Origin of the sequence: Streptomyces monashensis (assembly GCF_001866665.1) — a bacterium.
GTDB classification, from domain to species: domain Bacteria; phylum Actinomycetota; class Actinomycetes; order Streptomycetales; family Streptomycetaceae; genus Streptomyces; species Streptomyces monashensis.
The window spans coordinates 1-24,317 of record NZ_MLYO01000088.1; the positions used below are offsets into that span (position 1 = coordinate 1).

Annotated in this window: 23 protein-coding genes; 2 read left to right on the top strand and 21 right to left on the bottom strand. The window is 69.7% G+C overall.

The window, feature by feature from the left end; all coding sequences use genetic code 11:
* The first annotated feature begins 173 nt into the window (after window positions 1-173).
* The gene (locus BIV23_RS39840; protein WP_071385885.1) at window positions 174-842 is read left to right on the top strand and encodes a response regulator; all 669 of its coding nucleotides are present in this window, start codon (window positions 174-176) and stop codon (window positions 840-842) included.
* Between the two features lie 132 nt (window positions 843-974).
* A complete protein-coding gene (locus tag BIV23_RS39845; RefSeq protein ID WP_071385886.1) occupies window positions 975-2,801 on the top strand; it encodes a glycoside hydrolase family 18 chitinase in 1,827 nt (608 codons plus the stop codon).
* A 7-nt stretch (window positions 2,802-2,808) separates the two neighbouring features.
* On the opposite strand, the gene BIV23_RS39850 is transcribed toward BIV23_RS39845, so the two are convergent.
* The 21 genes from BIV23_RS39850 to thrC all read right to left on the bottom strand — a co-directional run bounded on the left by BIV23_RS39850 (window position 2,809) and on the right by thrC (window position 24,315).
* Window positions 2,809-3,255: a DUF2550 domain-containing protein gene (locus BIV23_RS39850; protein ID WP_071385887.1), complete on the bottom strand. Its 447-nt coding sequence runs from the start codon at window positions 3,253-3,255 to the stop codon at window positions 2,809-2,811.
* 157 nt (window positions 3,256-3,412) lie between these two features.
* On the bottom strand, window positions 3,413-3,787 hold the full coding sequence (locus BIV23_RS39855) for a F0F1 ATP synthase subunit epsilon (RefSeq protein ID WP_071376438.1): 375 nt from the start codon (window positions 3,785-3,787) through the stop codon (window positions 3,413-3,415).
* Window positions 3,788-3,917: 130 nt separating this feature from the next.
* Window positions 3,918-5,354: a F0F1 ATP synthase subunit beta gene (gene atpD / locus BIV23_RS39860; RefSeq protein ID WP_071385888.1), complete on the bottom strand. Its 1,437-nt coding sequence runs from the start codon at window positions 5,352-5,354 to the stop codon at window positions 3,918-3,920.
* Window positions 5,355-6,269 (bottom strand): F0F1 ATP synthase subunit gamma, encoded by a 915-nt coding sequence (locus tag BIV23_RS39865; RefSeq protein ID WP_071385889.1) that lies wholly within the window; start codon window positions 6,267-6,269, stop codon window positions 5,355-5,357.
* Window positions 6,270-6,290: 21 nt separating this feature from the next.
* Window positions 6,291-7,883: a F0F1 ATP synthase subunit alpha gene (gene atpA, locus BIV23_RS39870; protein WP_071385890.1), complete on the bottom strand. Its 1,593-nt coding sequence runs from the start codon at window positions 7,881-7,883 to the stop codon at window positions 6,291-6,293.
* A 129-nt stretch (window positions 7,884-8,012) separates the two neighbouring features.
* On the bottom strand, window positions 8,013-8,828 hold the full coding sequence (locus BIV23_RS39875) for a F0F1 ATP synthase subunit delta (RefSeq protein WP_071385891.1): 816 nt from the start codon (window positions 8,826-8,828) through the stop codon (window positions 8,013-8,015).
* Complete coding sequence (locus tag BIV23_RS39880) at window positions 8,825-9,376, bottom strand: F0F1 ATP synthase subunit B (protein ID WP_071385892.1); 552 nt, start codon at window positions 9,374-9,376, stop codon at window positions 8,825-8,827. The genes BIV23_RS39875 and BIV23_RS39880 overlap by 4 nt, the downstream gene beginning before the upstream one ends.
* 39 nt (window positions 9,377-9,415) lie before the next feature.
* Window positions 9,416-9,655: an ATP synthase F0 subunit C gene (gene atpE, locus BIV23_RS39885; RefSeq protein WP_009190636.1), complete on the bottom strand. Its 240-nt coding sequence runs from the start codon at window positions 9,653-9,655 to the stop codon at window positions 9,416-9,418.
* 78 nt (window positions 9,656-9,733) lie between these two features.
* Window positions 9,734-10,552, bottom strand: coding sequence for a F0F1 ATP synthase subunit A (atpB, locus tag BIV23_RS39890; RefSeq protein WP_483883317.1), 819 nt, complete (start codon window positions 10,550-10,552; stop codon window positions 9,734-9,736).
* 225 nt (window positions 10,553-10,777) lie between these two features.
* Complete coding sequence (locus BIV23_RS39895) at window positions 10,778-11,215, bottom strand: Cg1360 family ATP-synthase-associated protein (RefSeq protein ID WP_071385894.1); 438 nt, start codon at window positions 11,213-11,215, stop codon at window positions 10,778-10,780.
* Window positions 11,216-11,518: 303 nt separating this feature from the next.
* Window positions 11,519-12,838 carry an MraY family glycosyltransferase gene (locus tag BIV23_RS39900; protein WP_071385895.1) on the bottom strand — a complete coding sequence of 440 codons (1,320 nt, stop codon included), beginning with the start codon at window positions 12,836-12,838 and terminating at the stop codon, window positions 11,519-11,521.
* A gap of 151 nt (window positions 12,839-12,989) precedes the next feature.
* Window positions 12,990-14,231, bottom strand: a complete 1,242-nt coding sequence (locus BIV23_RS39905) for a serine hydroxymethyltransferase (protein ID WP_071385896.1) — start codon at window positions 14,229-14,231, stop codon at window positions 12,990-12,992.
* Window positions 14,232-14,441: 210 nt separating this feature from the next.
* Window positions 14,442-15,119 carry an arsenate reductase/protein-tyrosine-phosphatase family protein gene (locus BIV23_RS39910; RefSeq protein WP_071385897.1) on the bottom strand — a complete coding sequence of 226 codons (678 nt, stop codon included), beginning with the start codon at window positions 15,117-15,119 and terminating at the stop codon, window positions 14,442-14,444.
* On the bottom strand, window positions 15,116-15,763 hold the full coding sequence (locus BIV23_RS39915; protein ID WP_071376449.1) for an L-threonylcarbamoyladenylate synthase: 648 nt from the start codon (window positions 15,761-15,763) through the stop codon (window positions 15,116-15,118). Before BIV23_RS39915 ends, BIV23_RS39910 begins: the two co-directional genes overlap by 4 nt.
* 61 nt (window positions 15,764-15,824) lie before the next feature.
* A complete protein-coding gene (gene prmC / locus BIV23_RS39920; protein ID WP_071385898.1) occupies window positions 15,825-16,670 on the bottom strand; it encodes a peptide chain release factor N(5)-glutamine methyltransferase in 846 nt (281 codons plus the stop codon).
* Between the two features lie 49 nt (window positions 16,671-16,719).
* Entirely contained in the window at window positions 16,720-17,796 is a 1,077-nt protein-coding gene (gene prfA, locus BIV23_RS39925) for a peptide chain release factor 1 (RefSeq protein WP_071385899.1), read from the bottom strand.
* Between the two features lie 105 nt (window positions 17,797-17,901).
* Window positions 17,902-18,126 (bottom strand): 50S ribosomal protein L31, encoded by a 225-nt coding sequence (rpmE, locus tag BIV23_RS39930; protein ID WP_019326867.1) that lies wholly within the window; start codon window positions 18,124-18,126, stop codon window positions 17,902-17,904.
* A 171-nt stretch (window positions 18,127-18,297) separates the two neighbouring features.
* Window positions 18,298-19,428 carry an LCP family protein gene (locus BIV23_RS39935; protein ID WP_071385900.1) on the bottom strand — a complete coding sequence of 377 codons (1,131 nt, stop codon included), beginning with the start codon at window positions 19,426-19,428 and terminating at the stop codon, window positions 18,298-18,300.
* A gap of 231 nt (window positions 19,429-19,659) precedes the next feature.
* The gene (gene rho, locus BIV23_RS39940; RefSeq protein WP_071385901.1) at window positions 19,660-21,678 is read right to left on the bottom strand and encodes a transcription termination factor Rho; all 2,019 of its coding nucleotides are present in this window, start codon (window positions 21,676-21,678) and stop codon (window positions 19,660-19,662) included.
* Between the two features lie 409 nt (window positions 21,679-22,087).
* On the bottom strand, window positions 22,088-23,017 hold the full coding sequence (gene thrB / locus BIV23_RS39945) for a homoserine kinase (RefSeq protein WP_071385902.1): 930 nt from the start codon (window positions 23,015-23,017) through the stop codon (window positions 22,088-22,090).
* Window positions 23,018-23,256: 239 nt separating this feature from the next.
* On the bottom strand, window positions 23,257-24,315 hold the full coding sequence (gene thrC / locus BIV23_RS49285) for a threonine synthase (RefSeq protein ID WP_071385903.1): 1,059 nt from the start codon (window positions 24,313-24,315) through the stop codon (window positions 23,257-23,259).
* Between the last annotated feature and the right edge of the window lie 2 nt (window positions 24,316-24,317).

Genomic DNA, 24,317 nt, shown 5'->3' on the forward strand with positions numbered 1-24,317 from the left:
TGGGACGTACGCGCCGGGCTCCCGCTCGACCGCGAAGACCCCGCGACCTCCACCGCACACACCCGCACCACCGAGGAACGGGCCCCCGCCCACCCCGAACCCCGGCCGACCCACCCCTACGCGCCCGCCCGGACACCGGGACACGCACCGCTGCCCGTCGAAGGAGATCCCGCATGACCGGCCCCGCGATCCGGGTCCTCGTCGCCGAGGACCAGTCCGCCGTGCGCGCCGGGCTCGTGCTGATCCTGCGCAGTGCGCCCGACATCGAGGTGGCCGGCGAGGCGGCGGACGGTGAGCAGGCGGTGGAGCTGGCCCGGGAGCTGCGGCCGGACCTGGTCCTGATGGATGTGCAGATGCCGCGCCTGGACGGGGTGTCGGCGACCCGGGCGATCGTCGCGGAGGGTCTCGCGGACGTGCTCGTGCTGACCACGTTCGACCTGGACGAGTACGTCTTCGGGGCGCTCAGGGCGGGGGCGGCCGGGTTCCTGCTGAAGAACACCGAGGCGCGGGACCTGCTGGAGGCGGTGCGGACGGTGGCGCGCGGCGAGGGGATCGTGGCCCCGGCGGTCACCCGTCGGCTGATCGCCGAGTTCGCCACCGCACGGGCGCCCGGGACGACGTCCGACCCGGCCGTGCTGGAGCCGCTGACCCGGCGCGAGCGCGAGGTGCTGTCGTGCATCGGCGAGGGCCTGCCCAACGCCCTGATCGCCGAGCGGCTGGGGATGGCGGAGGGCACGGTGAAGACCCACGTCAGCCGGCTGCTGGGCAAGCTCGGGCTGCGCAGCCGGGTCCAAGCGGCCGTACTGGCACAGGAGTTGGGGATCCAGCGAGAGGCACCGTAGGCGGTTCGGCGAATTGGTCCAGACCTATTGACCTGTGGTCCAGACCTTTCTACTCTCGCAGCACCATGGGCGTGAAGGCTCAGTCATGCCCACGACACCTCCATACATTCCCCGATACGGAGGAGGCGCACCATGCGCTTCAGACACAGAGCCGCGGCGGGCTTCGCGACCCTGTTGCTCCCCCTGGCCGGCCTCGTCGGGCTCGCGGACCCGGCCCATGCCGCGACGGCCGTGGCCACGGCGAGCTTCACCAAGACCACCGACTGGGGAACCGGCTTCGGCGGCCAGTGGACCATCAAGAACACCGGCTCCAGCAGCATCAGTTCATGGACCGTCGAGTGGGACTTCCCCTCCGGCACCTCCGTCAGCTCGGCCTGGGACGCCGACGTCACCGGCGCCGGCAACCACTGGACCGCCAAGAACAAGTCCTACAACGGCACCCTCGCCCCCGGTGCCTCCGTCTCCTTCGGCTTCAACGGCACGGGCTCCGGCTCCCCGTCCAACTGCACTCTGAACGGCGGCAGTTGTGACGGCGGTACGACCGTCCCCGGCGACAACCCGCCCTCCGCGCCCGGCACCCCGACCGCCTCCGGCGTCACCGACACCTCGGTGCAGCTCAGCTGGGGCGCGGCCACCGACGACAAGGGCGTCAAGAACTACGACGTGCTGCGGGACGGCAAGGTCGTCTCCACCGTGACGACGACCTCGTACACGGACACCGGTCTGACCGCCGGCACGGACTACTCCTACACCGTGCGGGCCCGCGACACCGCCGACCAGACGGGCCCGGTCAGCGGCGCCGTCGCCGTCCACACCACCGGCGGCGGCTCCACTCCCCCGACCAGCGGCGACAAGGTCAAGCTCGGCTACTTCACCGAGTGGGGCATCTACGGCCGCAACTACAACGTCAAGAACCTGGTGACGTCCGGCTCGGCCGCGAAGATCACGCACATCAACTACGCCTTCGGCAACGTGACGAACGGCCAGTGCGCGATCGGTGACGCCTACGCCGACTACCAGAAGACCTTCACCGCCGACCAGTCGGTCAGCGGCACCGCGGACACCTGGGACCAGCCGCTGGCCGGCAACTTCAACCAGCTGCGCGAGCTGAAGGCCAAGTACCCGAACCTCAAGATCCTGTGGTCCTTCGGCGGCTGGACCTGGTCCGGCGGCTTCGCGCAGGCGGCGGCCAACCCCACCGCGTTCGCGGACTCCTGCTACAACCTGGTCAACGACCCGCGCTGGGCCGACGTGTTCGACGGCATCGACATCGACTGGGAGTACCCGAACGCCTGCGGCCTGTCCTGCGACACCAGCGGGGCCGCGGCCTTCAAGAACGTGCTGTCCGCGCTGCGCGCCAAGTTCGGCGGCAGCAAGCTCGTCACGGCCGCGGTCACCGCCGACGGCTCGGCCGGCGGCAAGATCGAGGCCGCCGACTACGCCGGGGCCGCACAGTACGTCAACTGGTACAACGTGATGACGTACGACTTCTTCGGCGCCTGGGACGCCCAGGGCCCGACCGCCCCGCACTCCCCGCTCACCTCGTACTCCGGCATCCCGAAGGCGGGCTTCACCACCGCCGACGCGATCGCCAAGTACAAGTCGGTCGGGGTCCCGTCGAGCAAGCTGCTCATCGGCATCGGGCTCTACGGCCGCGGCTGGACCGGCGTCACCCAGGACGCCCCGGGCGGCACGGCCACGGGCCCGGCGGCCGGCACCTACGAGCAGGGCATCGAGGACTACAAGGTGCTCAAGACGTCCTGCCCGGTCACCGGCACCATCGCGGGCACGGCGTACGCGCACTGCGGCAGCAACTGGTGGTCCTACGACACCCCGTCCACCGTCGCCGGAAAGATGAGCTGGGCCAAGTCGCAGGGGCTCGGCGGAGCGTTCTTCTGGGAGTTCAGCGGTGACACCAGCGACGGCGAGCTGGTGAACGCGATCAGCAGCAACCTGTAAAAGGCCCTCAAGCAACATTGACGCGCTGACCGGGCGGGGCTGCCTCCAGCCACGCGAGAAATCCGGTCAGCGCGTCTTCGCTCATGGCGAGTTCGAGGCGCGTGCCCCGATGCGTACAGGCGAGGACCACCGCGTCGGAGAGCAGCGCCAGCTCCTCCTCGCCCTCGGGCAGCCGGCGCCCGGCCACCTCGATGGCGGCGCGCTCCAGGGTGCGGCGCGGGCGGAAACCGTAGGAGAAGACGCGGTACCACTCGATGCGGTCGCCGTTGTAGCGGGCGACGCCGTAGCTCCAGCCCTTGCCGCTGGCGTCCGGGGGCTCGGCCACGTCCCAGCGCAGGGAACAGTCGAAGGTGCCGCCGGAGCGCTGGATCAGTCTGCGGCGCAGTCCGAACAGGAACAGTCCCGCCACCACGAGCGCGACCACGACCCCGCACACAGTCAGAGCGAGGATCATCGGCACCGACCTCCTCGTCTCCCAGGTAGCGGAACTGCTTCTGTTACTGAGTAATGAAACTTAAAAAACACCCACATCTGCCTCAGCCGCGACCGGCACCGGATTGCTCCGGGCCGGCCGCGGCTGAGTGACGTCATACGGCAGCCGTGCTGTGGGCTCAGCTCGCCGCCGCCGCACGAAGACGGACATCCGCGCGGCGCTCGGCGGCGGCGTCGCCCTCCGCCTTCGCACGCTCCAGCTCCCGCTCCGTGCGCTGGACATCGATCTCGTCCGACAGCTCGGCGATCTCGGCCAGCAACGACAGCTTGTTGTCCGCGAACGAGACGAAACCGCCGTGCACCGCAGCGACGACCGTTCCACCCTCACTCGTACGGATGGTCACCGGGCCCGACTCCAGCACACCGAGCAGCGGCTGGTGACCGGGCATGACGCCGATGTCGCCGGACGTGGTGCGCGCGACGACCAGGGTGGCCTCGCCGGACCAGACCTCTCGGTCGGCCGCGACCAGCGCGACGTGCAGCTCAGCAGCCAAGGTGGCTCCTCGGGTCACCACCCGGCGGTTGTGCCGGGTGTTGGTTACAAGTCTAGTGGGCGTGGATGAGGGGGCGGGACGCGCCCGCCCCCTCACACGAACTCACGGAGTTCACACGAACTCGGGAAGTTCAGGAGACGCCCAGCTCCTTGGCGTTGGCCTTGAGGTCCTCCAGGCCACCGCACATGAAGAACGCCTGCTCCGGGAAGTGGTCGTACTCGCCGTCGCAGATCGCGTTGAACGCCGCGATCGTCTCGTCCAGCGGGACGTCCGAACCGTCCACGCCGGTGAACTGCTTGGCGACGTGGGTGTTCTGCGACAGGAAGCGCTCCACACGACGGGCACGGTGGACGACGAGCTTGTCCTCCTCGCCGAGCTCGTCGATACCGAGGATCGCGATGATGTCCTGGAGGTCCTTGTACTTCTGCAGGATGTTCTTCACGCGCATGGCCGCGTTGTAGTGGTCCTGCGCGATGTACCGCGGGTCCAGGATGCGGGACGTGGAGTCCAGCGGGTCAACGGCCGGGTAGATGCCCTTCTCGGAGATCGGACGGGAGAGCACCGTCGTCGCGTCGAGGTGGGCGAAGGTGGTGGCCGGGGCCGGGTCGGTCAGGTCGTCCGCGGGGACGTAGATCGCCTGCATCGAGGTGATCGAGTGACCACGGGTCGAGGTGATGCGCTCCTGGAGGAGACCCATCTCGTCGGCCAGGTTGGGCTGGTAGCCCACCGCGGAGGGCATACGGCCGAGCAGGGTCGAGACCTCGGAACCGGCCTGCGTGAAGCGGAAGATGTTGTCGATGAAGAACAGCACGTCCTGCTTCTGGACGTCACGGAAGTACTCGGCCATGGTGAGGCCGGCCAGCGCGACGCGCAGACGGGTGCCCGGGGGCTCGTCCATCTGACCGAAGACCAGCGCGGTCTTGTCGATGACGCCCGAGTCGGACATCTCCTCGATCAGGTCGTTGCCCTCACGGGTGCGCTCGCCGACACCGGCGAACACGGAGACACCGTCGTGGTTGTTGGCGACACGGTAGATCATCTCCTGGATGAGCACCGTCTTGCCGACGCCGGCGCCGCCGAACAGGCCGATCTTGCCGCCCTTGACGTACGGGGTGAGCAGGTCGATGACCTTGACGCCCGTCTCGAACATCTCGGTCTTCGACTCGAGCTCGTCGAAGTTCGGGGCCTTGCGGTGGATGCCCCAGCGCTCGCCGTCGTACGTCTCGTCGACGTTCAGCACCTCACCGAGGGTGTTGAACACCTTGCCCTTGGTGAAGTCACCGACGGGCACCGTGATCGAGTTGCCGGTGTCGGTGACCGGGGCCTGGCGGACCAGACCGTCGGTGGGCTGCATGGAGATGGTGCGGACCAGGCCGTCACCCAGGTGCTGGGCGACCTCCAGGGTCAGCGTCTTCTTCTCGCCGGCGTTGGCCGGGTCGGCCACGTCGACGTGAAGGGCGTTGTAGATGTCCGGCATCGCGTCGACGGGGAACTCCACGTCGACGACCGGGCCGATGACCCGGGCGACGCGGCCCGTAGCCGTCGCGGTCTCAACAGTGGTGGTCATTTATCGGTCACTCCCCGCGGTCGCGTCGGCCAGGGCGCTCGCGCCACCGACGATCTCGCTGATTTCCTGGGTGATTTCGGCCTGGCGGGCCGCGTTGGCAAGACGGGAGAGCGTGTTGATCAGCTCGCCCGCGTTGTCGGTGGCCGACTTCATCGCGCGCCGCGTGGCGGCGTGCTTCGAAGCGGCCGACTGGAGCAGCGCGTTGTAGATGCGGCTCTCCACGTACCGCGGCAGCAGGGCGTCGAGGACGTCCTCCGCCGAGGGCTCGAAGTCGTACAGCGGCAGGATCTCGCCCTTCGGCGCCTCCTGCGCGACCTCTTCGAGACGCAGCGGAAGGAGCCGGGCGTCCAGCGCCGTCTGCGTCATCATCGAGACGAACTCGGTGAAGACGATGTGGAGCTCGTCCACGCCGCCCTCGGCCGTCTCCTTCTCGATGGCCTCGATCAGGGGCGCCGCGACCTTCTTGGCGTCCGCGTACGACGGCTCGTCCGTGAAGCCCGTGAACGACTCCGCGATGGTGCGCTCGCGGAAGTTGTAGTGGGCGACACCGCGCCGGCCGACGATGTACGTGTCGACCTGCTTGCCGTCGCGCTCCAGGCGCTCGGTGAGCTGCTCCGCCGTCTTGATGGCGTTGGAGTTGAAGGCGCCGGCCAGACCGCGGTCGCTCGTGAGGAGCAGGACCGCGGCACGGGTCGGGTTGTCCGTCTCCGTGGTGAGCGGGTGCTTGGTGTTCGAACCCGTGCCGACCGCCGTGACCGCGCGGGTCAGTTCCTGCGCGTACGGCGTGGAGGCCGCCACCTTGCGCTGCGCCTTGACGACGCGCGAGGCGGCGATCATCTCCATCGCCTTGGTGATCTTCTTGGTCGCGGTGACGGATCGGATGCGACGCTTGTAGACCCGGAGCTGGGCTCCCATGAGTCAGGTCCCTTCCTTACGTCACTTGGCGGCAGCGGCCGGAGTGTCCTCGCCGAGCAGCTTGCCGTCCGAGGTCTCGAACTGCTTCTTGAACTCCGCCACGGCGTCGTCGACCGCCTGGATCGTGTCGTTCGACATCTTGGCGCCCTCCTTGATGGAGGTCATCAGGCCCTGGTGCTTCCGGTGCAGGAAGTCGATCAGTTCCTTCTCGAAGCGACGGATGTCGGCGACCGGAACGTCGTCCATACGGCCGTTGGTGCCGGCCCAGACGGAGACGACCTGGTCCTCGGTGGCCATCGGCTGGTACTGGTCCTGCTTCAGCAGCTCGACCATGCGCGAACCGCGCTCCAGCTGTGCCTTGGAGGCCGCGTCCAGGTCGGAACCGAAGGCGGCGAACGCCTCCAGCTCACGGAACTGGGCGAGGTCCACGCGGAGGCGGCCGGAGACCTGGCGCATCGCCTTGTGCTGCGCGCTGCCACCGACTCGGGAGACGGAGATACCGACGTTCAGCGCGGGACGCTGACCGGCGTTGAACAGGTCCGACTCCAGGAAGCACTGGCCGTCGGTGATGGAGATGACGTTGGTCGGGATGAACGCCGACACGTCGTTGGCCTTGGTCTCGACGATCGGCAGACCGGTCATCGAGCCGGCGCCCATGTCGTCGGAGAGCTTGGCGCAGCGCTCCAGCAGACGGGAGTGCAGGTAGAAGACGTCACCCGGGTAGGCCTCACGGCCCGGCGGGCGGCGCAGCAGCAGGGACACGGCGCGGTAGGCGTCGGCCTGCTTCGACAGGTCGTCGAAGATGATGAGGACGTGCTTGCCCTCGTACATCCACTGCTGACCGATGGCCGAACCGGTGTACGGCGCGAGGTACTTGAAGCCGGCCGGGTCGGACGCCGGGGCGGCGACGATGGTCGTGTACTCCAGGGCGCCGTTCTCCTCCAGCGCGCGGCGCACGCCGGCGATGGTGGAGCCCTTCTGGCCGATGGCGACGTAGATGCAGCGGACCTGCTTCTTCGGGTCGCCGGTGCGCCAGTTGTCGCGCTGGTTGATGATCGTGTCGACGGCCAGGGCGGTCTTGCCGGTCTGGCGGTCACCGATGATCAGCTGACGCTGACCGCGGCCGATCGGGGTCATCGCGTCGACGGCCTTGTAGCCGGTCTCCATCGGCTCGTGCACCGACTTGCGCTGCATGACCGTGGGGGCCTGCAGCTCAAGGGCGCGGCGGCCGGACGTCTCGATCTCGCCGAGGCCGTCGATCGGGTTGCCGAGCGGGTCGACGACACGGCCGAGGTAGCCCTCGCCCACCGCGACGGAGAGGACCTCACCGGTGCGCGTGACCGGCTGACCCTCCTCGATGCCGCTGAACTCACCGAGGACGATGGCACCGATCTCGCGCTCTTCCAGGTTGAGCGCGAGGCCGAGGGTGCCGTCCTCGAACTTCAGCAGTTCGTTGGCCATGGCCGAGGGAAGACCCTCGATCTTCGCGATGCCGTCGCCGGCAAGGGTGACCGTACCGACCTCCTCGCGCGAGGCCGCGTCCGGCTTGTACGACTGGACAAAGTTCTCCAGCGCGTCCCGGATCTCCTCCGGCCGGATCGTGAGCTCCGCCATCTGGGTTCCCTGCTCTCCTTGTTGGGCCCGAAGTTTCACTTTGGGGGTCTGGGGGCGACCCCCAGGATTCTTCTGCACGGCCCAACCAGGGCCGTTCTGAGTACTACTGCTGTTCTCGAGTACCGAGCGTCAGCTCGCCATGCGGCGGGCGGCGTCCTCCAGCCGGTCCGCGAGGGAGCCGTTGATGACCTCGTCACCGACCTGCACGCGGATACCGCCGACGACCTCGGGGTCCACGTCCAGGTTGAGGTGCATCCGCCGGCCGTAGAGCTTGGCGAGGGCGGCGCCGAGGCGCTGCTTCTGGCCGTCGCTCAGCGGCACCGCCGAGGTGACGACGGCGACCATGCGGTCCCGGCGCTCGGCGGCCAGCTTGGACAGGGACTCCAGTCCCGCTTCCAGGCTACGTCCACGCGGCGCGGTCACGAGGCGCGCGACCAGACGCTCGGTGGCGGGCTTGGCCCGTCCGCCCAGCAGCCGGTGCAGCAGCTCGGTCTTGGCCTCGGCGCCGGCGGCGCGGTCGGTCAGCGCGGCGCGCAGCTCGGTGCTGGAGGAGACGATCCGGCCGAACCGGAACAGCTCGTCCTCGACCTCGTCCAGGTTGCCCCGCTTGTCGGCGGCGGTGAGGTCGGCGATGTTCGCCAGCTCCTCCAGCGCGTCGACCAGGTCGCGGGACTGCGACCAGCGGGCGCGGGCCATCCCGGACACCAGGTCGGCGGTGGGACCGCTGACCTGGCCGCCGATCAGGCGCTGGACCAGCTCCGCCTTGGCCTCCGCCTGCTGCGCCGGGTCGGTGAGGACCCGGCGCAGGCCGGCCTCGCGGTCGAGCAGCGCGGTGACGGCCGCCAGCTCGTCGGCGAGCGACACGGCGTCCACCGACGTGGAGTCCGTCAGCGTGTCGAGACGCTCACGGGCGGCAGCCAGGGCCTCGCGGCTCGCTCCGTTCATCGCGTGGCCTCGGCCTTCTCCTCGAGCTCGTCGAGGAAGCGGTCGATCACACGGCTCTGGCGGGCGTGGTCCTCGAGGGACTCGCCGACGAGCTTGCCGGCCAGTTCGGTGGCGAGCTTGCCGACGTCCTGACGGAGCGTCTGCGCGGCGGCCTTGCGGTCGGCCTCGATCTGGGTGTGGCCCGCGGTGACGATCTCCTCGCGCTGCCGCTGGCCCTCGGCCCGCATCTCGGCGATGAGCGCGGCACCCTGCTCCTGCGCCTCCTGGCGCAGGCGCGCGGCCTCGTGCCGGGCCTCGGCGAGCTGAGCCTTGTACTGCTCAAGGACGCTCTGGGCCTCGACCTTCATGGCGTCGGCCTCTTCGATACCGCCTTCGATCGCCGCGCGGCGCTCCTCCAGAACCTTGTTGATGTTCGGAAGCAGCTTCTTCCAGAAGAAGAAGAACACGATGGCGAAGGCGATGGTGCCGATGAGCAGCTCGGGACCGGCGGGGACGAGCGGGTTCTGCTTCGTCTCCTCGGCCGCCAGCTGTGCCAGGTTGGCGATCACATCAGTGCCTTTCGTCGAAACGTGTCGGTGGGAGGTTGATTACCGACCGAACACGAACGGCATAACGATGCCGATGAGGGCGAGCGCCTCACAGAAGGCGAAGCCGAGGATCTGGTTGGCGCGGATCAGACCGGCGGCCTCGGGCTGACGGGCGAGGGCCTGGGTGCCGTTACCGAAGATGATGCCGACGCCGATGCCGGGGCCGATCGCGGCGAGGCCGTAACCGATGGAACCGAGGGAACCGGAGACGCCGGCGGCGAGGTCGATGGCAGCGGACATGCCGTTTCTTCCTTCTCTATTACGGACCGGTGGGGGTTGGCCACCGGACGACTGGGGGTTGGGGGCAGGTGGTTCGGCTCAGTGGTGCTCGGCGAGAGCGCCCTGAATGTAGGAGCAGGCCAGGAGTACGAAGACGTAGGCCTGGACGGCCTGCACGAAGAGCTCGAAGAGGATCATGGCGACGGTCATCAGGAACGACACACCGGCACCCACGACCAGCCAGCTGTTCAGCAGGTACCAGGAGGCCACGGTGAACATGACCAGCATCAGGTGACCGGCGAACATGTTGGCGAAGAGTCGCACCGCGTGCGTGAACGGGCGGACCAGCAGGTTCGAGAAGAACTCGATGACCATGACGAGCGGCAGCACGGCGCCGAGCGACTTGTCGTAGCCCGTGACGTTCTTGAAGAAGCCGACGAAGCCGTGCTTCTTGAACGTGAGCGCGACCCAGGTGATGTAGACGATCGCGGCCAGCACCATCGGGAAGGCGATCACCGAGGACACCGGGAACTGTGCCAGCGGGATCACGGACCAGACGTTCATGAGCCAGACGAAGAAGAAGAGGGAGACCATGAGCGGCACCCACTTCTCGCCCTCGCGCTTGCCGAGGGTCTCGTACACGATGCCGCGGCGCACGAAGTCGTAGCCGGCCTCGCCGACCATCTGCAGCTTGCCCGGGACGACCTTGGCCTTGCCGAAGGCGGCCGAGAAGAAGACGACGACGACCAGCGTGGTGACGAGCGCGAGCAGCATCACCTTGTTGAACTCGAAGCCCCCGACCGTGAAGAGCGGCTTGAACAGGAAGGAGTTCAGGCCCGGGGCCGGGAAGCCGCACCCGTTGTCGGACATGATCCGACAACTCCAGTCAAAGGCGAGCTGGGTCTGGTCAGCACTCACCGCGGGCTCCTTCGGCGTGACGCATGGGTACGGCAACCTCGTTGTGTCGGCGCGGCGCGCGGCCGCGGATCGGCACCGGACTGGTGTTACGGATGTGGGGGCGGCTGGGGGGCGTCGAGCCTCGCCATTGAGCAGGCGTCAGCTCGGCTGCCCGCGCCCGCGATGCCGCAGTTGGCACCGGACGATAGCAGGAGATCTCACAAGCCTTTATCCCGCCCCTACCTCTCACGACGACGGCCCTGTCTTCTCGGGCTTCTCGCTCTTCTCGGAGTCCGGGTCGACGTAGAAGATCTTGGCCTTCATGTGCGCGCGAGCCTGCGCGGCCATCCACACGACGGTCGCGACGACGAGCGCCACGGCGAACGTCTTCGGATTGAAGAGGGAGGTGTCCTTGAAAACAGCGACGAAGATCAGGAGGAGGAGCAGCTGAGCCACGTAGAGCAACAGGCCCATCATCTGGAACAGCTGCGGGAGCGTTTTTGCCGTCCATTGGAGGACGTAGAGGCCGACTCCCATGAACAGGATGGCCAGCAGTGTGCCGACGGCCGCGCCGAGCGCGCCCTTGCCCCCCGCGACCGCTGCGCTCACGGCGACAGTGATCACGCCTGCGACCGCTGTGGGCACAGCGATCTGCAGAAGGTTCCGGGCGTCTTTGGACGGCATGGCGGCAACTCCGCTTTCACAAGGGGGCAGGGTGTCGTCATGGACGAGCGTAGTCCCGGGCTGAGTGATGGAGACCTCACACCAATGGACCGTCGCACTACGGTCCTTCGGCTCTGTCCGGGGTTCTCGTGAACCGTATCACAAACTATTTGATGAGGTCTTTACCCGCTAGGTGTGCTTGCTGTCACACATGAGAGTGACAGTGCGCGTCTGTGCAGAAACCGCGCCCACTTGTCTGGTATTAGGGAGCTTTGCTCCCCCACGAGATGGCAATGCTCTCGAAAGATTCTTACCTTGAGCGTCTCAGTGACGATCAACAAAACGCGAACGAGGGCCAATGGCGGTCGCCCCGTTGACGCCCGAGATCCCGGCCGCGACCGGCGCCCGCTCGGCGGTCTCCTGCGCCTCACAGGCCGCCCCCGCAACAGCGGCCTCGGCCGCCTCGGCCGCCCGGCGCCGCCTGCGGTAGCGGGGCGGCACGAAGGCCTGTGCCCACACCGGCACACGCGGGGTGAAGCGCGGGAGCAGCAGCAGGACCAGTCCGATCGCGCTGAGGAAGACGACGCCGAGCACGATCCACATGGACGCCGAGTTCACCGAGTAGGCGAGGGCGCCGAAGGCGATCAGGGCCGACCAGAAGTACATGATCAGCACGGCCCGGCTGTGCGAGTGGCCGATCTCCAGCAGCCGGTGGTGCAGGTGCCCGCGGTCGGCGGCGAACGGCGACTGGCCCCGCCAGGTGCGCCGGACGATCGCCAGGACCAGGTCGGCGGCCGGCACGGCGATGATCGTCAGCGGGAGGAGGAGCGGGATGTAGACCGGGACGGTCGCGTGCACCGCGGCCCTCTCGGAACCCACGTACAGGCCCAGCGCGTCCGGGTCCAGCTGGCCCGTGATCGAGATCGCGCCCGCCGCCAGCACCAGCCCGATCAGCATCGAGCCCGAGTCGCCCATGAAGATCCGCGCGGGATGCATGTTGTGCGGCAGGAAGCCCAGGCACATGCCCATCAGGATCGCGGAGAACAGGGTGGCCGGGGCGGCGGCCTCGATGCCGTACGAGTACCAGATCCGGTAGGCGTACAGGAAGAACGCGCCGGCCGCGATGCAGACCATGCCGGCCGCGAGTCCGTCGAGGCCGTCCACAAAGTTCACGGCGTTGATGGTGATCACGACGAGGGCGACGGTCAGCAGGGTGCCCTGCCACTGGGTCAGCGCCACGTTGCCGACGCCGGGGATGGGCAGCCACAGGATCGTCAGACCCTGCATGACCATGACGCCCGCGGCGATCATCTGGCCGCCCAGCTTGATCAGCGCGTCGATCTCGAACTTGTCGTCCAGGACGCCGATCAGCCAGATCAGGGCCGCGCCGGAGAGCAGGGCCCGCGGCTCGTTGGACTTCTCGAAGACCTCGTTGAGGCCGGTCAGGTGGTCCGCGACGAGCAGGCCGGCGCACAGGCCGAAGAACATGGCGATACCGCCGAGCCGCGGAGTCGGTTCCCGGTGCACGTCACGGGCCCTGATCTCCGGCATCGCCCCCGCCACGATCGCGAACTTCCGCACCGGCCCTGTCAGCAGGTACGTCACCGCGGCCGTGATGCAGAGCGTCAGCAGGTATTCACGCACAGGCTTCCCCACAGGTCTCGCTGGCCATCACAGCCCCACACCCTAGCGATGGACGTATATGGATGGGGACTTCCGGGTAGCGACGATGGTTGCACGTGTGGCTGTGGTGTACGGCGCACATGGGGGTGTACGGACCGACGCCCGCCCCGGTTCAGGCCGGATACGGCGGAAAATCACCGGTCAGTTCCCGCACCTCCTCCCGCGCCCGGGCAGGCTCGACGGTGCCTCGCAGCACCCCGGCCATCAGTGCCGCGATCCGGGCCATCTCCGGCTCGCCCATGCCCTGGGTGGTCACCGCGGCCGTGCCCAGGCGCAGCCCGCGGCCGTCGTCGTGCGGCAGCACACAGCAGTCCAGGACGATCCCGGCGGCGGCGAGGCGGCCCCGGGCGCTGCGGCCGTCCACACCGAGCGGGGCGGGGTCGACGGTGATCAGATGGGTGTCGGTGCCGCCGGTGGTGACGGTGAACCCCTCGGCCTCCAGCAGCGCGGCCAGCGTCCGGGCGTTGGCGACCACCCGATGGACGTACGCGGCGAACGCCGGGCCGGCCGCCTCGCCGAACGCGACGGCCTTGGCGGCGATGGTGTGCATCTGGGCGCCGCCCTGGGTGAAGGGGAACACGGCCCGGTCGATCCGCTCCGCCAGTTCGGGGGTGCCGCACAGGATCATGCCGCCGCGCGGCCCGCGCAGCACCTTGTGGGTCGTCGCGCACACGACATCGGCGTACGGCACCGGGTTCGGCGCCGCTCCCCCGGCGACCAGCCCGATCGGATGCGCGGCGTCGGCGATCAGATAGGCCCCGACCTCGTCGGCCACCTCGCGGAAGAAGGCGTAGTCGATGTGGCGGGGGTAGGCGATGGACCCGCACACGATCGCCTTGGGCCGGTGGTTGCGGGCCAGATGCCGCACCTGGTCGTGGTCGATGAGCCCGGTCTCGGCGTCGACGCCGTACCCGACGAAGTCGAACCAGCGGCCCGAGAAGTTCGCGGGCGAGCCGTGCGTGAGGTGACCGCCGGAGTGCAGGCCGAGGGCGAGGACGGTGTCCCCGGGGCGCAGCAGGGCGGCGTAGGCGGCCAGGACGGCCGAGGAGCCCGAGTGGGCCTGGACGTTGGCGTGCGCGGCCCCGAACAGCGCCTTGGCCCGCTCCACGGCGAGCCGCTCGGCGACGTCGACCAGTTCGCAGCCGCCGTGGTGGCGGGCGCCGGGATAGCCCTCGGCGTACTTGTTGGCGAGCGGCGAGCCGAGCGCGGCCAGCACGGCGGGCGAGGTGAAGTTCTCGGCGGCGATCAGCTGGAGCGACGTCGACTGCCGGCGCAGCTCGCCCAGCAGGATCTCGGCCAGCTCGGGGTCCTGTTGCCGCAGGACATCGGTCGGGAGGGCAGAGGTGACCGACATGGCGGGCTCCCGGGCGGTCGACGATGACGTAAACCCAATGTAGGCCCGGCCCACGCCCCCCGCGCGACCGTTGCACCCGCGTGTATCCCTTACGTCCGAATGGCCACACCAGTCGCTACGTCCGGGGGCCCCGCCCGTCAGCGCCGTCACACCGGGGCACCGTCCCCGACGCGCCTCTCGCACCGCTGCGACGGACTCCGTCACGTCGCGTCAAGCCCGCGTAGGCACGCCCGTCAGCGCCGTCACCACCGGGTCCAGCGCCTGGTGTATCTCGCCCCCGACGGAGCGGAAGAACGGCAGCGGGGCGCCGTACGGGTCGTGGACCTCGTCCGCCTCCGCCGTCGGCGCGAGCAGCCAGCCCCGCAGCGCCGCGGCCGCCCGCACCAGCGCACGGGCGCGCATCACCACGCCGTCCTCCAGCGGGGGCAGCGTCGTGGGGTCTATCGCGCGGACCAGCCGGGTGAACTCCTTCAGTGTGAACGTCCGCAGCCCCGCCGAATGCCCCATCGAGATCACCTGCGCCCGGTGGTCCCGCGTGGCCGTGAGCACCAGGTCGGCCCTGATGACGTGCTCGTCCAGCAGCTCCCGGCCGAAGAAGCCGGAGGCGTCCGCGCCGAACTCGGCCAGGACCGCCTCCGCGTTGGCCTCCATCGGGGCGCCCTCGTGGCCCCAGGTGCCCGCGCTTTCCACGATCAGCCCGCCGCCGAGCACGCCGAGCCGTTCCGCGACGAAATGGCGGGTCAGCCGCTCGGTGATGGGCGAGCGGCACACGTTGCCGGTGCTGACGTGGAGGATGCGGAAGGTGTCGCGCGGAAAGCCGAACGTCGTGGTCGTCTCTGCCGCACTGGCCCCGATGCCTATGCCACGCCCCGCTTCAGGGGCCGTCAATTCGCCACCTCGAGGTCAGGTACGACCTTCCGCAGCTCCTCCGCCGAGATCGCGCCCTCGCGCAGCAGCACCGGCACGGAACGGCTGACGTCCACGATGGACGACGGCACGATGCCGGGGGTCGGGCCGCCGTCGAGGTAGACGGAGACGGAGTCGCCGAGCATCTCCTGGGCGGCGTCGCAGTCCTCCGGCGCGGGGTGCCCGGTGAGGTTCGCCGACGACACCGCCATCGGGCCGACCTCGGTGAGCAGCTCGATCGCGACGGGGTGCAGCGGCATGCGGACGGCCACCGTGCCCCGGGTGTCGCCGAGGTCCCACTGGAGCGAGGGCTGGTGCTTGGCGACGAGCGTGAGGGCGCCCGGCCAGAACGCGTCGACCAGCTCCCAGGCCAGCTCGGAGAAGTCCGTGACGAGGCCGTGCAGGGTGTTCGGGGAGCCGATGAGCACAGGGGTGGGCATGTTGCGGCCCCGGCCCTTGGCGGCGAGCAGGTCGGCGACGCCCTCCGAGGAGAACGCGTCGGCGCCGATGCCGTAGACCGTGTCGGTCGGCAGCACCACCAGCTCGCCCCGGCGGACGGCGGACGCGGCCTCGCGCAGACCCGTCGCGCGGTCGGTCGCGTCGTTGGTGTCGTATCGCCGTGCCATCTTTAGCGGGCCTCCTCGTACACGTAATGCCGGAGTTCGGAACGGACTGGCTGCGGGGCGGTCACGGCAGCGCCTTGCGGGCGGTCGCGAACCGGGGGCGGTTGTTGAGGTCGGGGTGATCGGCCGCGTCGGCCCAGCCCCGCTCCTCGGTGAAGATCCACGGCACCTGGCCGCCCTGGGTGTCGGCGTGCTCGATCACGACGACCCCGCCGGGACGCAGCAGCCGGTGGGCCGTGCGCTCGAGGCCGCGGATCAGGTCGAGGCCGTCCTCGCCGGAGAAGAGAGCCAGCTCCGGGTCGTAGTCGCGGGCCTCGACGGCGACGTACTCCCACTCGGTGAGCGGGATGTACGGCGGGTTGGAGATGACCAGGTCGACCTGGCCGTCGAGGTCGGGGAAGGCGGTCAGGGCGTCGCCCTGGCGCAGGTCGACCCTGGAGCCCGCCACGTTCTTGCGGGTCCACACCAGGGCGTCCTCGGACAGCTCCACGGCGTGCACCCGCGAGCGCGGGACCTCCTGGGCGAGGGCCAGCGCGATGGCGCCGGAGCCGGTGCACAGGTCCACGATGCACGGCTCGACGACGTCCATGGCGCGCACGGCGTCTATGGCCCAGCCGACCACGGACTCGGTCTCCGGCCGGGGCACGAACACGCCCGGCCCGACCTGGAGTTCCAGGTAGCGGAAGTAGGCCCGCCCGGTGATGTGCTGGAGCGGCTCGCGCTGCTCGCGCCGGGCGATGACCTCCCAGTACCGGGCGTCGAAGTCGGCGTCCTTCACGGAGTGCAGTGCGCCGCGCTTCACCCCGTGCACGAACGCGGCCAGCTCCTCCGCGTCGTTGCGCGGCGAGGGCACGCCGGCGTCGGCCAGCCGCTGGGTGGCCTGGGCCACCTCCGCGAGCAGCAGGTTCACGCGAGTCCTCCGTGTCGTACTGGGTGGTACTGGCTGGTGCTGGGCGCCGTTACGCGGCTGCCAGCTTCGCCGCCGAGTCGGCGTCGACGCAGGCCTGGATCACCGCGGCGAGGTCGCCGTCCAGGACCTGGTCCAGGTTGTACGCCTTGAAGCCGACGCGGTGGTCCGAGATGCGGTTCTCCGGGAAGTTGTAGGTGCGGATCTTCTCGGAGCGGTCGACGGTGCGGACCTGGCTGCGGCGGGCGTCCGCGGCCTCCCGCTCGGCCTCCTCCTGCGCCGCGGCGAGCAGCCTGGAGCGCAGGATACGCAGGGCCTGCTCCTTGTTCTGGAGCTGGCTCTTCTCGTTCTGGCAGGAGGCGACGACGCCGGTCGGCAGGTGCGTGATGCGCACGGCGGAGTCGGTGGTGTTGACGGACTGGCCGCCCGGTCCGGAGGACCGGTAGACGTCGATGCGGAGGTCGTTCGGGTTGATCTCCACGTCCACCTCCTCGGCCTCGGGGGTCACGAGGACACCGGCGGCGGAGGTGTGGATACGGCCCTGCGACTCGGTCGCCGGCACGCGCTGCACCCGGTGCACACCGCCCTCGTACTTCAGCCGCGCCCACACGCCCTGGCCGGGCTCGGTGGCACCCTGGCCGCCCTTGGTCTTCACCGCGACCTGGACGTCCTTGTAGCCGCCCAGCTCGGACTCGGTGGCGTCGATGATCTCGGTCTTCCAGCCGACGCGCTCGGCGTACCGCAGGTACATGCGCAGCAGGTCGCCCGCGAACAGCGCCGACTCGTCGCCGCCCGCGCCCGCCTTGATCTCCAGAATGACGTCCTTGTCGTCACTCGGGTCGCGCGGGACGAGCAGCAGACGCAGCTTCTCGGTCAGCTCCTCGCGCTGCTTCTCCAGGTCCTTGACCTCGGCGGCGAAGTCGGGGTCGTCGGCGGCCAGTTCGCGCGCGGTCTCGATGTCGTCGCCGGTCTGCTTCCAGGAGCGGTACGTGGCGACGATCGGGGTCAGCTCGGCGTAGCGCTTGTTCAGCTTGCGCGCGTTCGCCTGGTCGGCGTGGACCGACGGGTCGGCGAGCTGCTTCTCCAGATCGCCGTGCTCGGTGACGAGTTCCTCGACGGCCTCGAACATCTTGGGCTCCTGTACTGCGGTGAAGGGAAGGGCGGGCGACCAAAAACGCCGGTCCCGGGCACACCCCGGTGAGGGTGTGGCCGTGGACCGGCGAATGGGGGCTCGCTACTTCTTGGAGCCGGCGGCAGCCTTGCCGAAGCGGGCCTCGAAGCGGGCCACACGGCCACCGGTGTCGAGGATCTTCTGCTTGCCCGTGTAGAACGGGTGGCACTCGGAGCAGACCTCGGCCCGGATGGTGCCGGACTCGATGGTGCTGCGGGTGGTGAACGACGCGCCACAGGTGCAGCTGACCTGCGTCTCGACGTACTCGGGGTGGATGTCGCGCTTCAAGGTGTCTCCTAGGTTTCGGGAGGGCGCCGGGTCGCCGCCGCGGGATGCGGGAGCGTGAACCGGGGCCGACGTACCAGTCTGCCAGGACTGGCGCCATCCCCCAAAACCGGGGGTGGCCGCCAGCTATTCCCCGGGGGCGGCGCCGGGGACGGGAGAGGGGGAGATCACCCCTCAGGAACTCACCACGCCCTTGGCCTCGCCCGCGGCCGTACCCGTCGTCGCCGACGCCGGGACCGGCCGGTCGTTCTTCAGGGCGGTCCAGACCTGCTGGGCCTTGGCGGTCTCCGGGACCACCCGGTTGGGGTCGGACGGGTCGTACTGGACCGGCATCGTGACCATGTTCATGTGCTTCGCGCTGATGCCCTTGAGGCCGTTGGCGAAGTCGATGAGGGAGTTGACCGAGCCCAGCTCCGAATCGGTGGTCACGGCCTTGGTGGCGGTGTCGGCGAGGTCGTACAGCTTCTTGGGGTCGCTGAACACGCCGACGTGCTTGACCTGGTCGATCAGCGCCTTGACGAACGCCTGCTGGAGCTGGATGCGGCCCAGGTCGGAGCCGTCGCCGACGCCGTGCCGGGTGCGGACCAGGCCGAGGGCCTGCCGGCCGTTCAGGGTGTGGGTGCCGGCCTGGAGGGTCAGGTGGCTCCGCGGGTCGTCGATGTTCTTCGTGGTCGTGACCGGGACGCCGCCGAGGTCGTCGATGAGCCGCTGGAAGCCCTCGAAGTCGACCTCCAGGTAGTGGTCCATGCGGATGCCGGTGAGCGACTCGACGGTCTTCACGGCGCAGGCCGCGCCGCCGGTCGAGTACGCCTCGTTGAACATCACACCGGTCGCGGCCGGGTGCGCGGTGCCGCCGGTGTCGGTGCACGCCGGGCGGTCGACGAGGGTGTCCCGGGGGACGGAGACCACGCTGGCCTTCTTGTGGCCCTGGTAGAGGTGGACGATCATCGCCGTGTCGGAGCGGGCGCTGCCGTCGTCGGTGCCGCCGCCGAGCTTCTCGTTGGAGCCGGAGCGGCTGTCCGAGCCGAGGACCAGGATGTTCTCGGAGCCGTTGTCGATCTTCGTGGGCCGGTCGGCACCGAGCGCCTGGTTGATGTCGACGCTCTTGAGGTTGCCGTTGAGCTTGAAGTAGACGTACCCGGCGCCGGTGCCGCCGAGGACGACCACGCCCGCGGCCGTCCAGGCCGTGACCCGCAGCGCCCTGCGGCCCTTGCTCGGGACCTTGCGGCGGCGTCCTCTGCCGGTGCGGGGACCTGCCCCGTCCGGTCCGGCTATGACGGGCTCCGGCGTGCTCTGGGCGGACACATCGCTCCTCGGTCTCGTCGGTCGGTGGTACCCCCTGCTTTCAGGGTCGGGCGGGTGTCACCGCTCCATCGTCGCTCCGTACGGTCAGACGGAGAAACTCGGGACAGAGTTGCACAACACAGAGTGCCCACCGCGTACAGCGATGGGCACTCTGTGTAGTCATTCCTGGTGGGTGACGCCCGGGAGCCCTGTGGCAGGGATCTCGGTTGTGACCTTTCCGACGCTCTTGTCCTAGTCGCCGTTACCGGGCATCGGTGTCGTCTTCTGGATCTGCAGCAGGAACTCGGCGTTCGACTTCGTCTGCTTCATCTTGTCGAGAAGCAGCTCGATCGCCTGCTGCGAGTCGAGCGCGTGCAGCACCCGGCGCAGCTTCCAGGTGATGGCCAGCTCCTCGGCACCGAGCAGGATCTCCTCCTTGCGGGTGCCGGACGCGTCCACGTCCACCGCCGGGAAGATGCGCTTGTCGGCGAGCTTCCGGTCGAGCTTGAGCTCCGCGTTGCCGGTGCCCTTGAACTCCTCGAAGATCACCTCGTCCATGCGGGACCCGGTGTCCACCAGGGCGGTGGCGAGGATGGTCAGCGAGCCGCCGTCCTCGATGTTGCGGGCCGCACCGAAGAAGCGCTTCGGCGGGTACAGGGCGGTCGAGTCGACACCACCGGACAGGATGCGGCCGGAGGCCGGCGCCGCCAGGTTGTAGGCCCGGCCCAGACGCGTGATGGAGTCGAGCAGGACGACGACGTCGTGGCCCAGCTCCACGAGGCGCTTGGCGCGCTCGATGGCCAGCTCGGCGACCGTGGTGTGGTCCTCGGCCGGACGGTCGAAGGTCGAGGAGATGACCTCGCCCTTGACCGACCGCTGCATGTCGGTGACCTCTTCCGGACGCTCGTCGACGAGGACGACCATCAGGTGGCACTCGGGGTTGTTGTGCGTGATCGCGTTGGCGATCGCCTGCATGATCATGGTCTTGCCGGTCTTCGGCGGGGCCACGATCAGACCGCGCTGGCCCTTGCCGATCGGCGACACGAGGTCGATGATGCGGGTCGTCAGCACGCCCGGGTCGGTCTCCAGGCGGAGCCGGTCCTGCGGGTAGAGCGGGGTCAGCTTGTTGAACTCCGGGCGGCCGCGGCCGTGTTCGGGCGCCATGCCGTTGACGGAGTCGAGGCGGACCAGCGCGTTGAACTTCTCGCGGCGCTCGCCCTCCTTCGGCTGGCGGACCGCACCGGTGACGTGGTCGCCCTTGCGCAGGCCGTTCTTGCGGACCTGGGCGAGGGAGACGTACACGTCGTTCGGGCCCGGCAGGTAGCCGGAGGTCCGGATGAAGGCGTAGTTGTCGAGGATGTCCAGGATGCCCGCGACGGGGATCAGGACGTCGTCCTCGGCGAGCTGTGGCTCGTTCGCGAACTCGTCGCGGCCACGACGGCCACGGCGGTCGCGGTAGCGCCCGCGACGGCCCCGGCGGCCGCCCTCGAAGTCGTCGTCGTCCTGCGGGCCGTTGTCGCGCTGGCGGTCCTGGCGGTCCTGCCGGCCGCCGCCCTGCTGCTGACCGCCCTGCTGCTGACGGTCCTGACGGCCGCCCTGGCCCTGCTGCTCGTCGCCCTTGCCGCGACGGTCGCGGTCCCGGCCGCGCTCACGGCGGTCGCGACGGCCGCGGCCCTCGCCCTCACCGGCGTCGCCCTTGGCGCCCTCGCCCTGCTGCTGAGCCGACGTGACCGCGGACTCGGTCCTGGTCTCGGCCTTCGCCTCGGCGACGACCGTCTCGGCACCGCTCGCGGTGGGGCTGCCGGCGTCGGCGGTGGCGCGGCGGCGACGGCGCTCGGTGGGCGCGTCGTCGGAGGCCGGCTGGCCGGGGATCTCGATCTGCTGCTGGGCCACGGCCTTCTCGGCCGGAGCCTCGGCCTTCTTGTCGCCGTCGGCGGCCTCACCCGTACGGGCCTTGGAGGTGGCGCGGCGCTTGGGCTTGGTCTCGGTGGCGGCCTCGGCCTTGGCGGCGGCTCCCCCGGCGGGGGCACCCCCACCGGCGGCCTGCGCCTCCTTGATGACCTCGATCAGCTGGCTCTTGCGCATCCGCGCGGTGCCCCTGATGCCGAGGCCCGAGGCGACCTGTTGCAGCTCGGCCAGCACCATGCCCTCGAGGCCGGTACCGCGGCGCCGCCGGGAGCCGGCACCGGTGGCAGGCGCGGAGGCGTCCGTGGCGGGCGCGGCAGCGGTCTCCTCGACACGTGCGCCCATCAGATCGGTGGTGTCGCTCACGAAGGGTCCTTCCCTGGAGCGGACGTCGGCCTGTCTGGCTCGGCGACCGGTTGTGCTGTCCGGCTACGGTCCTGTCTTCTGTGAACCGCGCCGGGGCGGTGGTCCGCCAAAGCGGCGGAAGAGAAATGTGCGGTGATCGGCGCTTCCGCGGACCGTGGCACCCAGTGTCACGTGGCGTGGTAGCACCGGTTCCGGAGCGTGCCCGGCGGCCCGCTCAGTGCTCGCATACGTCGTACTGCCCAGGTGCGGCGCAAGGAACACGGAGTGGCGTGGGAGGCTCCCGGAAGAATGTCTGTCCCGGACGGGGACACGAGGCACCTCGCCATGGTGGGGTCGGGTGCAGACTTGAGGTTAACACTACCGGATCCAACAAACATTCCCCCTCTCCAAATCCGGCAACGGGACGCAGTTAATCAACACCGGAGGTCGCGAGCGGCAGCACGCTCGCGCCCTGTACGTCCAGGTCCAGCCGGTTGGCGGCCCAGCCCTCACCCGCGAGGTGAGAGACCTTGTCGGCGCTGTCGGCGTCGGCCAGCGCCATGACGGTGGGACCGGCGCCAGAGATGACGGCCGGGACGCCGTCGGCGCGCAGCCGCTCCACGAGCGCGGCGCTCTCCGGCATGGCCGGGGCGCGGTACTCCTGGTGAAGGCGGTCCTCGGTGGCGGGCAGCAGCAGCTCGGGGCGCCGGGTGAGGGCCTCGACGAGCAGGGCGGCACGGCCCGCGTTGGCGGCGGCGTCGACATGCGGCACGGAGCGCGGGAGCAGGCCGCGCGCGGTCTCCGTCAGGACCGGCTTTCCGGGTACGAAAACCACCGGAACGATGGAATCGCTGGGCTCCATCCTGATCGCCCGGGCGGCGCCGGCCTCCATCCAGGACAGGGTGAATCCGCCGAGCAGACAGGCGGCGACGTTGTCGGGGTGACCCTCGATCTCGGTGGCCAGTGCGAGGAGGGCGGCGTCGTCGAGCCTGGCCTCCCCGCCTATGGTCACCGCGCGGGCGGCGACGATGCCGGCGCAGATGGCGGCGGAGGAGGAGCCCAGGCCACGGCCGTGCGGAATGCGGTTGGCGCAGACGATTTCCAGGCCGCGGGGCTGTCCGCCCAGCAGATCGAAGGCGGTACGCATCGAGCGGACGAGGAGGTGGCTCTCGTCGCGCGGGAGGGTCTCGTTGCCCTCGCCCGCGATGTCGATGTGCAGCCCGGCGTCGGCCACCCGGACGACCACGTCGTCGTACAGCCCCAGCGCGAGGCCGAGGGCGTCGAAGCCCGGGCCGAGATTGGCGCTGGTGGCGGGAACGCGCACCCGGACGGCGGCGGCGCGGAACGCTGGACCGGCCATCGCTCGTTGACTCTCCTTGAGCTGCGTGACTGTCGAAGACATTCGATGACATTCGATACGTGCGTGGAGACCCTCCGGCCGCGCAGACGGCGCGGCGTCACCCATATGCGCAGGCATACGCAGTGGGCGGGTTCCCTACAGCCTATCGAAGGAAGGTTCTGTGGCGACATAGGGCGCACAGGAGGCGCACGATGCGTGTCGTAAGCCCCCTGTGCACCCTGTCAGGGTTTTGCCAGGGTTCAGGCCAGGCCGAGGCGCTCGGCGGCGGTGGCCGCGTCGACCGGCACGGTGACCGGCTGCGGGGCGCCGGCGACGGCCCAGTCGGGGTCCTTCAGGCCGTTGCCGGTGACGGTGCACACGATCCGCTGGCCCGGGTCGACCTTGCCCTGCTCGGCCGCCTTCAGCAGACCGGCCACGGAGGCGGCGGAGGCGGGCTCCACGAAGACACCCTCCTGCGCGGCCAACAGCCGGTAGGCGCGCAGGATTTCACGGTCCGTCACCTCGTCGATGGCGCCGCCGGACTCGTCGCGGGCCGCGAGCGCGTACTCCCAGGAGGCGGGGTTGCCGATGCGGATGGCGGTGGCGATGGTCGAGGGGTCCTTGACGACCTCGCCGCGCACGATCGGGGCACTGCCGGAGGCCTGGAAGCCCCACATCCGGGGGGTCTTGGCGGAGACGCCGTCACCGGCGTACTCCTTGTAGCCCTTCCAGTAGGCCGTGATGTTGCCCGCGTTGCCGACCGGCAGGACGTGGATGTCGGGCGCGTCCCCGAGCATGTCCACGATCTCGAAGGCGGCCGTCTTCTGGCCCTCGATCCGCACCGGGTTGACCGAATTGACCAGCGCCACCGGGTAGTTCTCGCTCAGCGCGCGAGCGAGGGTGAGGCAGTCGTCGAAGTTGCCGTCGACCTGGAGGATCTTCGCGCCGTGCACGAGGGCCTGGCCCATCTTGCCGAGCGCGATCTTGCCCTGCGGCACGAGGACGGCCGAGACCATGCCCGCGCGCACGGCGTACGCGGCGGCGGAGGCCGACGTGTTGCCGGTGGAGGCGCAGATGACGGCCTTGGCCCCCTCCTCCTTGGCCTTGGAGATGGCCATGGTCATGCCGCGGTCCTTGAAGGAGCCGGTGGGGTTGGCGCCCTCGACCTTCAGGTGGACCTCACAGCCCGTGCGCTCGGAGAGCACCTGCGCGGGCACGAGCGGCGTGCCGCCCTCGCGGAGCGTCACGACCGGCGTGGTGTCGGATACCGGCAGCCTGTCCCGGTACTCCTCGATGATTCCGCGCCACTGGTGGGTCATTG

Coding starts and splice junctions, on each gene's coding strand:
- BIV23_RS39840 (WP_071385885.1), top strand. CDS start 174: ATGACCGGCCCCGCGATCCGGGTCCTCGTCGCCGAGGACCAGTCCGCC.
- BIV23_RS39845 (WP_071385886.1), top strand. CDS start 975: ATGCGCTTCAGACACAGAGCCGCGGCGGGCTTCGCGACCCTGTTGCTC.
- BIV23_RS39850 (WP_071385887.1), bottom strand. CDS start 3,255: ATGATCCTCGCTCTGACTGTGTGCGGGGTCGTGGTCGCGCTCGTGGTG.
- atpD (WP_071385888.1), bottom strand. CDS start 5,354: ATGACCACCACTGTTGAGACCGCGACGGCTACGGGCCGCGTCGCCCGG.
- BIV23_RS39865 (WP_071385889.1), bottom strand. CDS start 6,269: ATGGGAGCCCAGCTCCGGGTCTACAAGCGTCGCATCCGATCCGTCACC.
- atpA (WP_071385890.1), bottom strand. CDS start 7,883: ATGGCGGAGCTCACGATCCGGCCGGAGGAGATCCGGGACGCGCTGGAG.
- BIV23_RS39875 (WP_071385891.1), bottom strand. CDS start 8,828: ATGAACGGAGCGAGCCGCGAGGCCCTGGCTGCCGCCCGTGAGCGTCTC.
- atpE (WP_009190636.1), bottom strand. CDS start 9,655: ATGTCCGCTGCCATCGACCTCGCCGCCGGCGTCTCCGGTTCCCTCGGT.
- BIV23_RS39895 (WP_071385894.1), bottom strand. CDS start 11,215: ATGCCGTCCAAAGACGCCCGGAACCTTCTGCAGATCGCTGTGCCCACA.
- BIV23_RS39905 (WP_071385896.1), bottom strand. CDS start 14,231: ATGTCGGTCACCTCTGCCCTCCCGACCGATGTCCTGCGGCAACAGGAC.
- BIV23_RS39915 (WP_071376449.1), bottom strand. CDS start 15,763: ATGGCACGGCGATACGACACCAACGACGCGACCGACCGCGCGACGGGT.
- prfA (WP_071385899.1), bottom strand. CDS start 17,796: ATGTTCGAGGCCGTCGAGGAACTCGTCACCGAGCACGGCGATCTGGAG.
- thrB (WP_071385902.1), bottom strand. CDS start 23,017: ATGGCCGGTCCAGCGTTCCGCGCCGCCGCCGTCCGGGTGCGCGTTCCC.
- thrC (WP_071385903.1), bottom strand. CDS start 24,315: ATGACCCACCAGTGGCGCGGAATCATCGAGGAGTACCGGGACAGGCTG.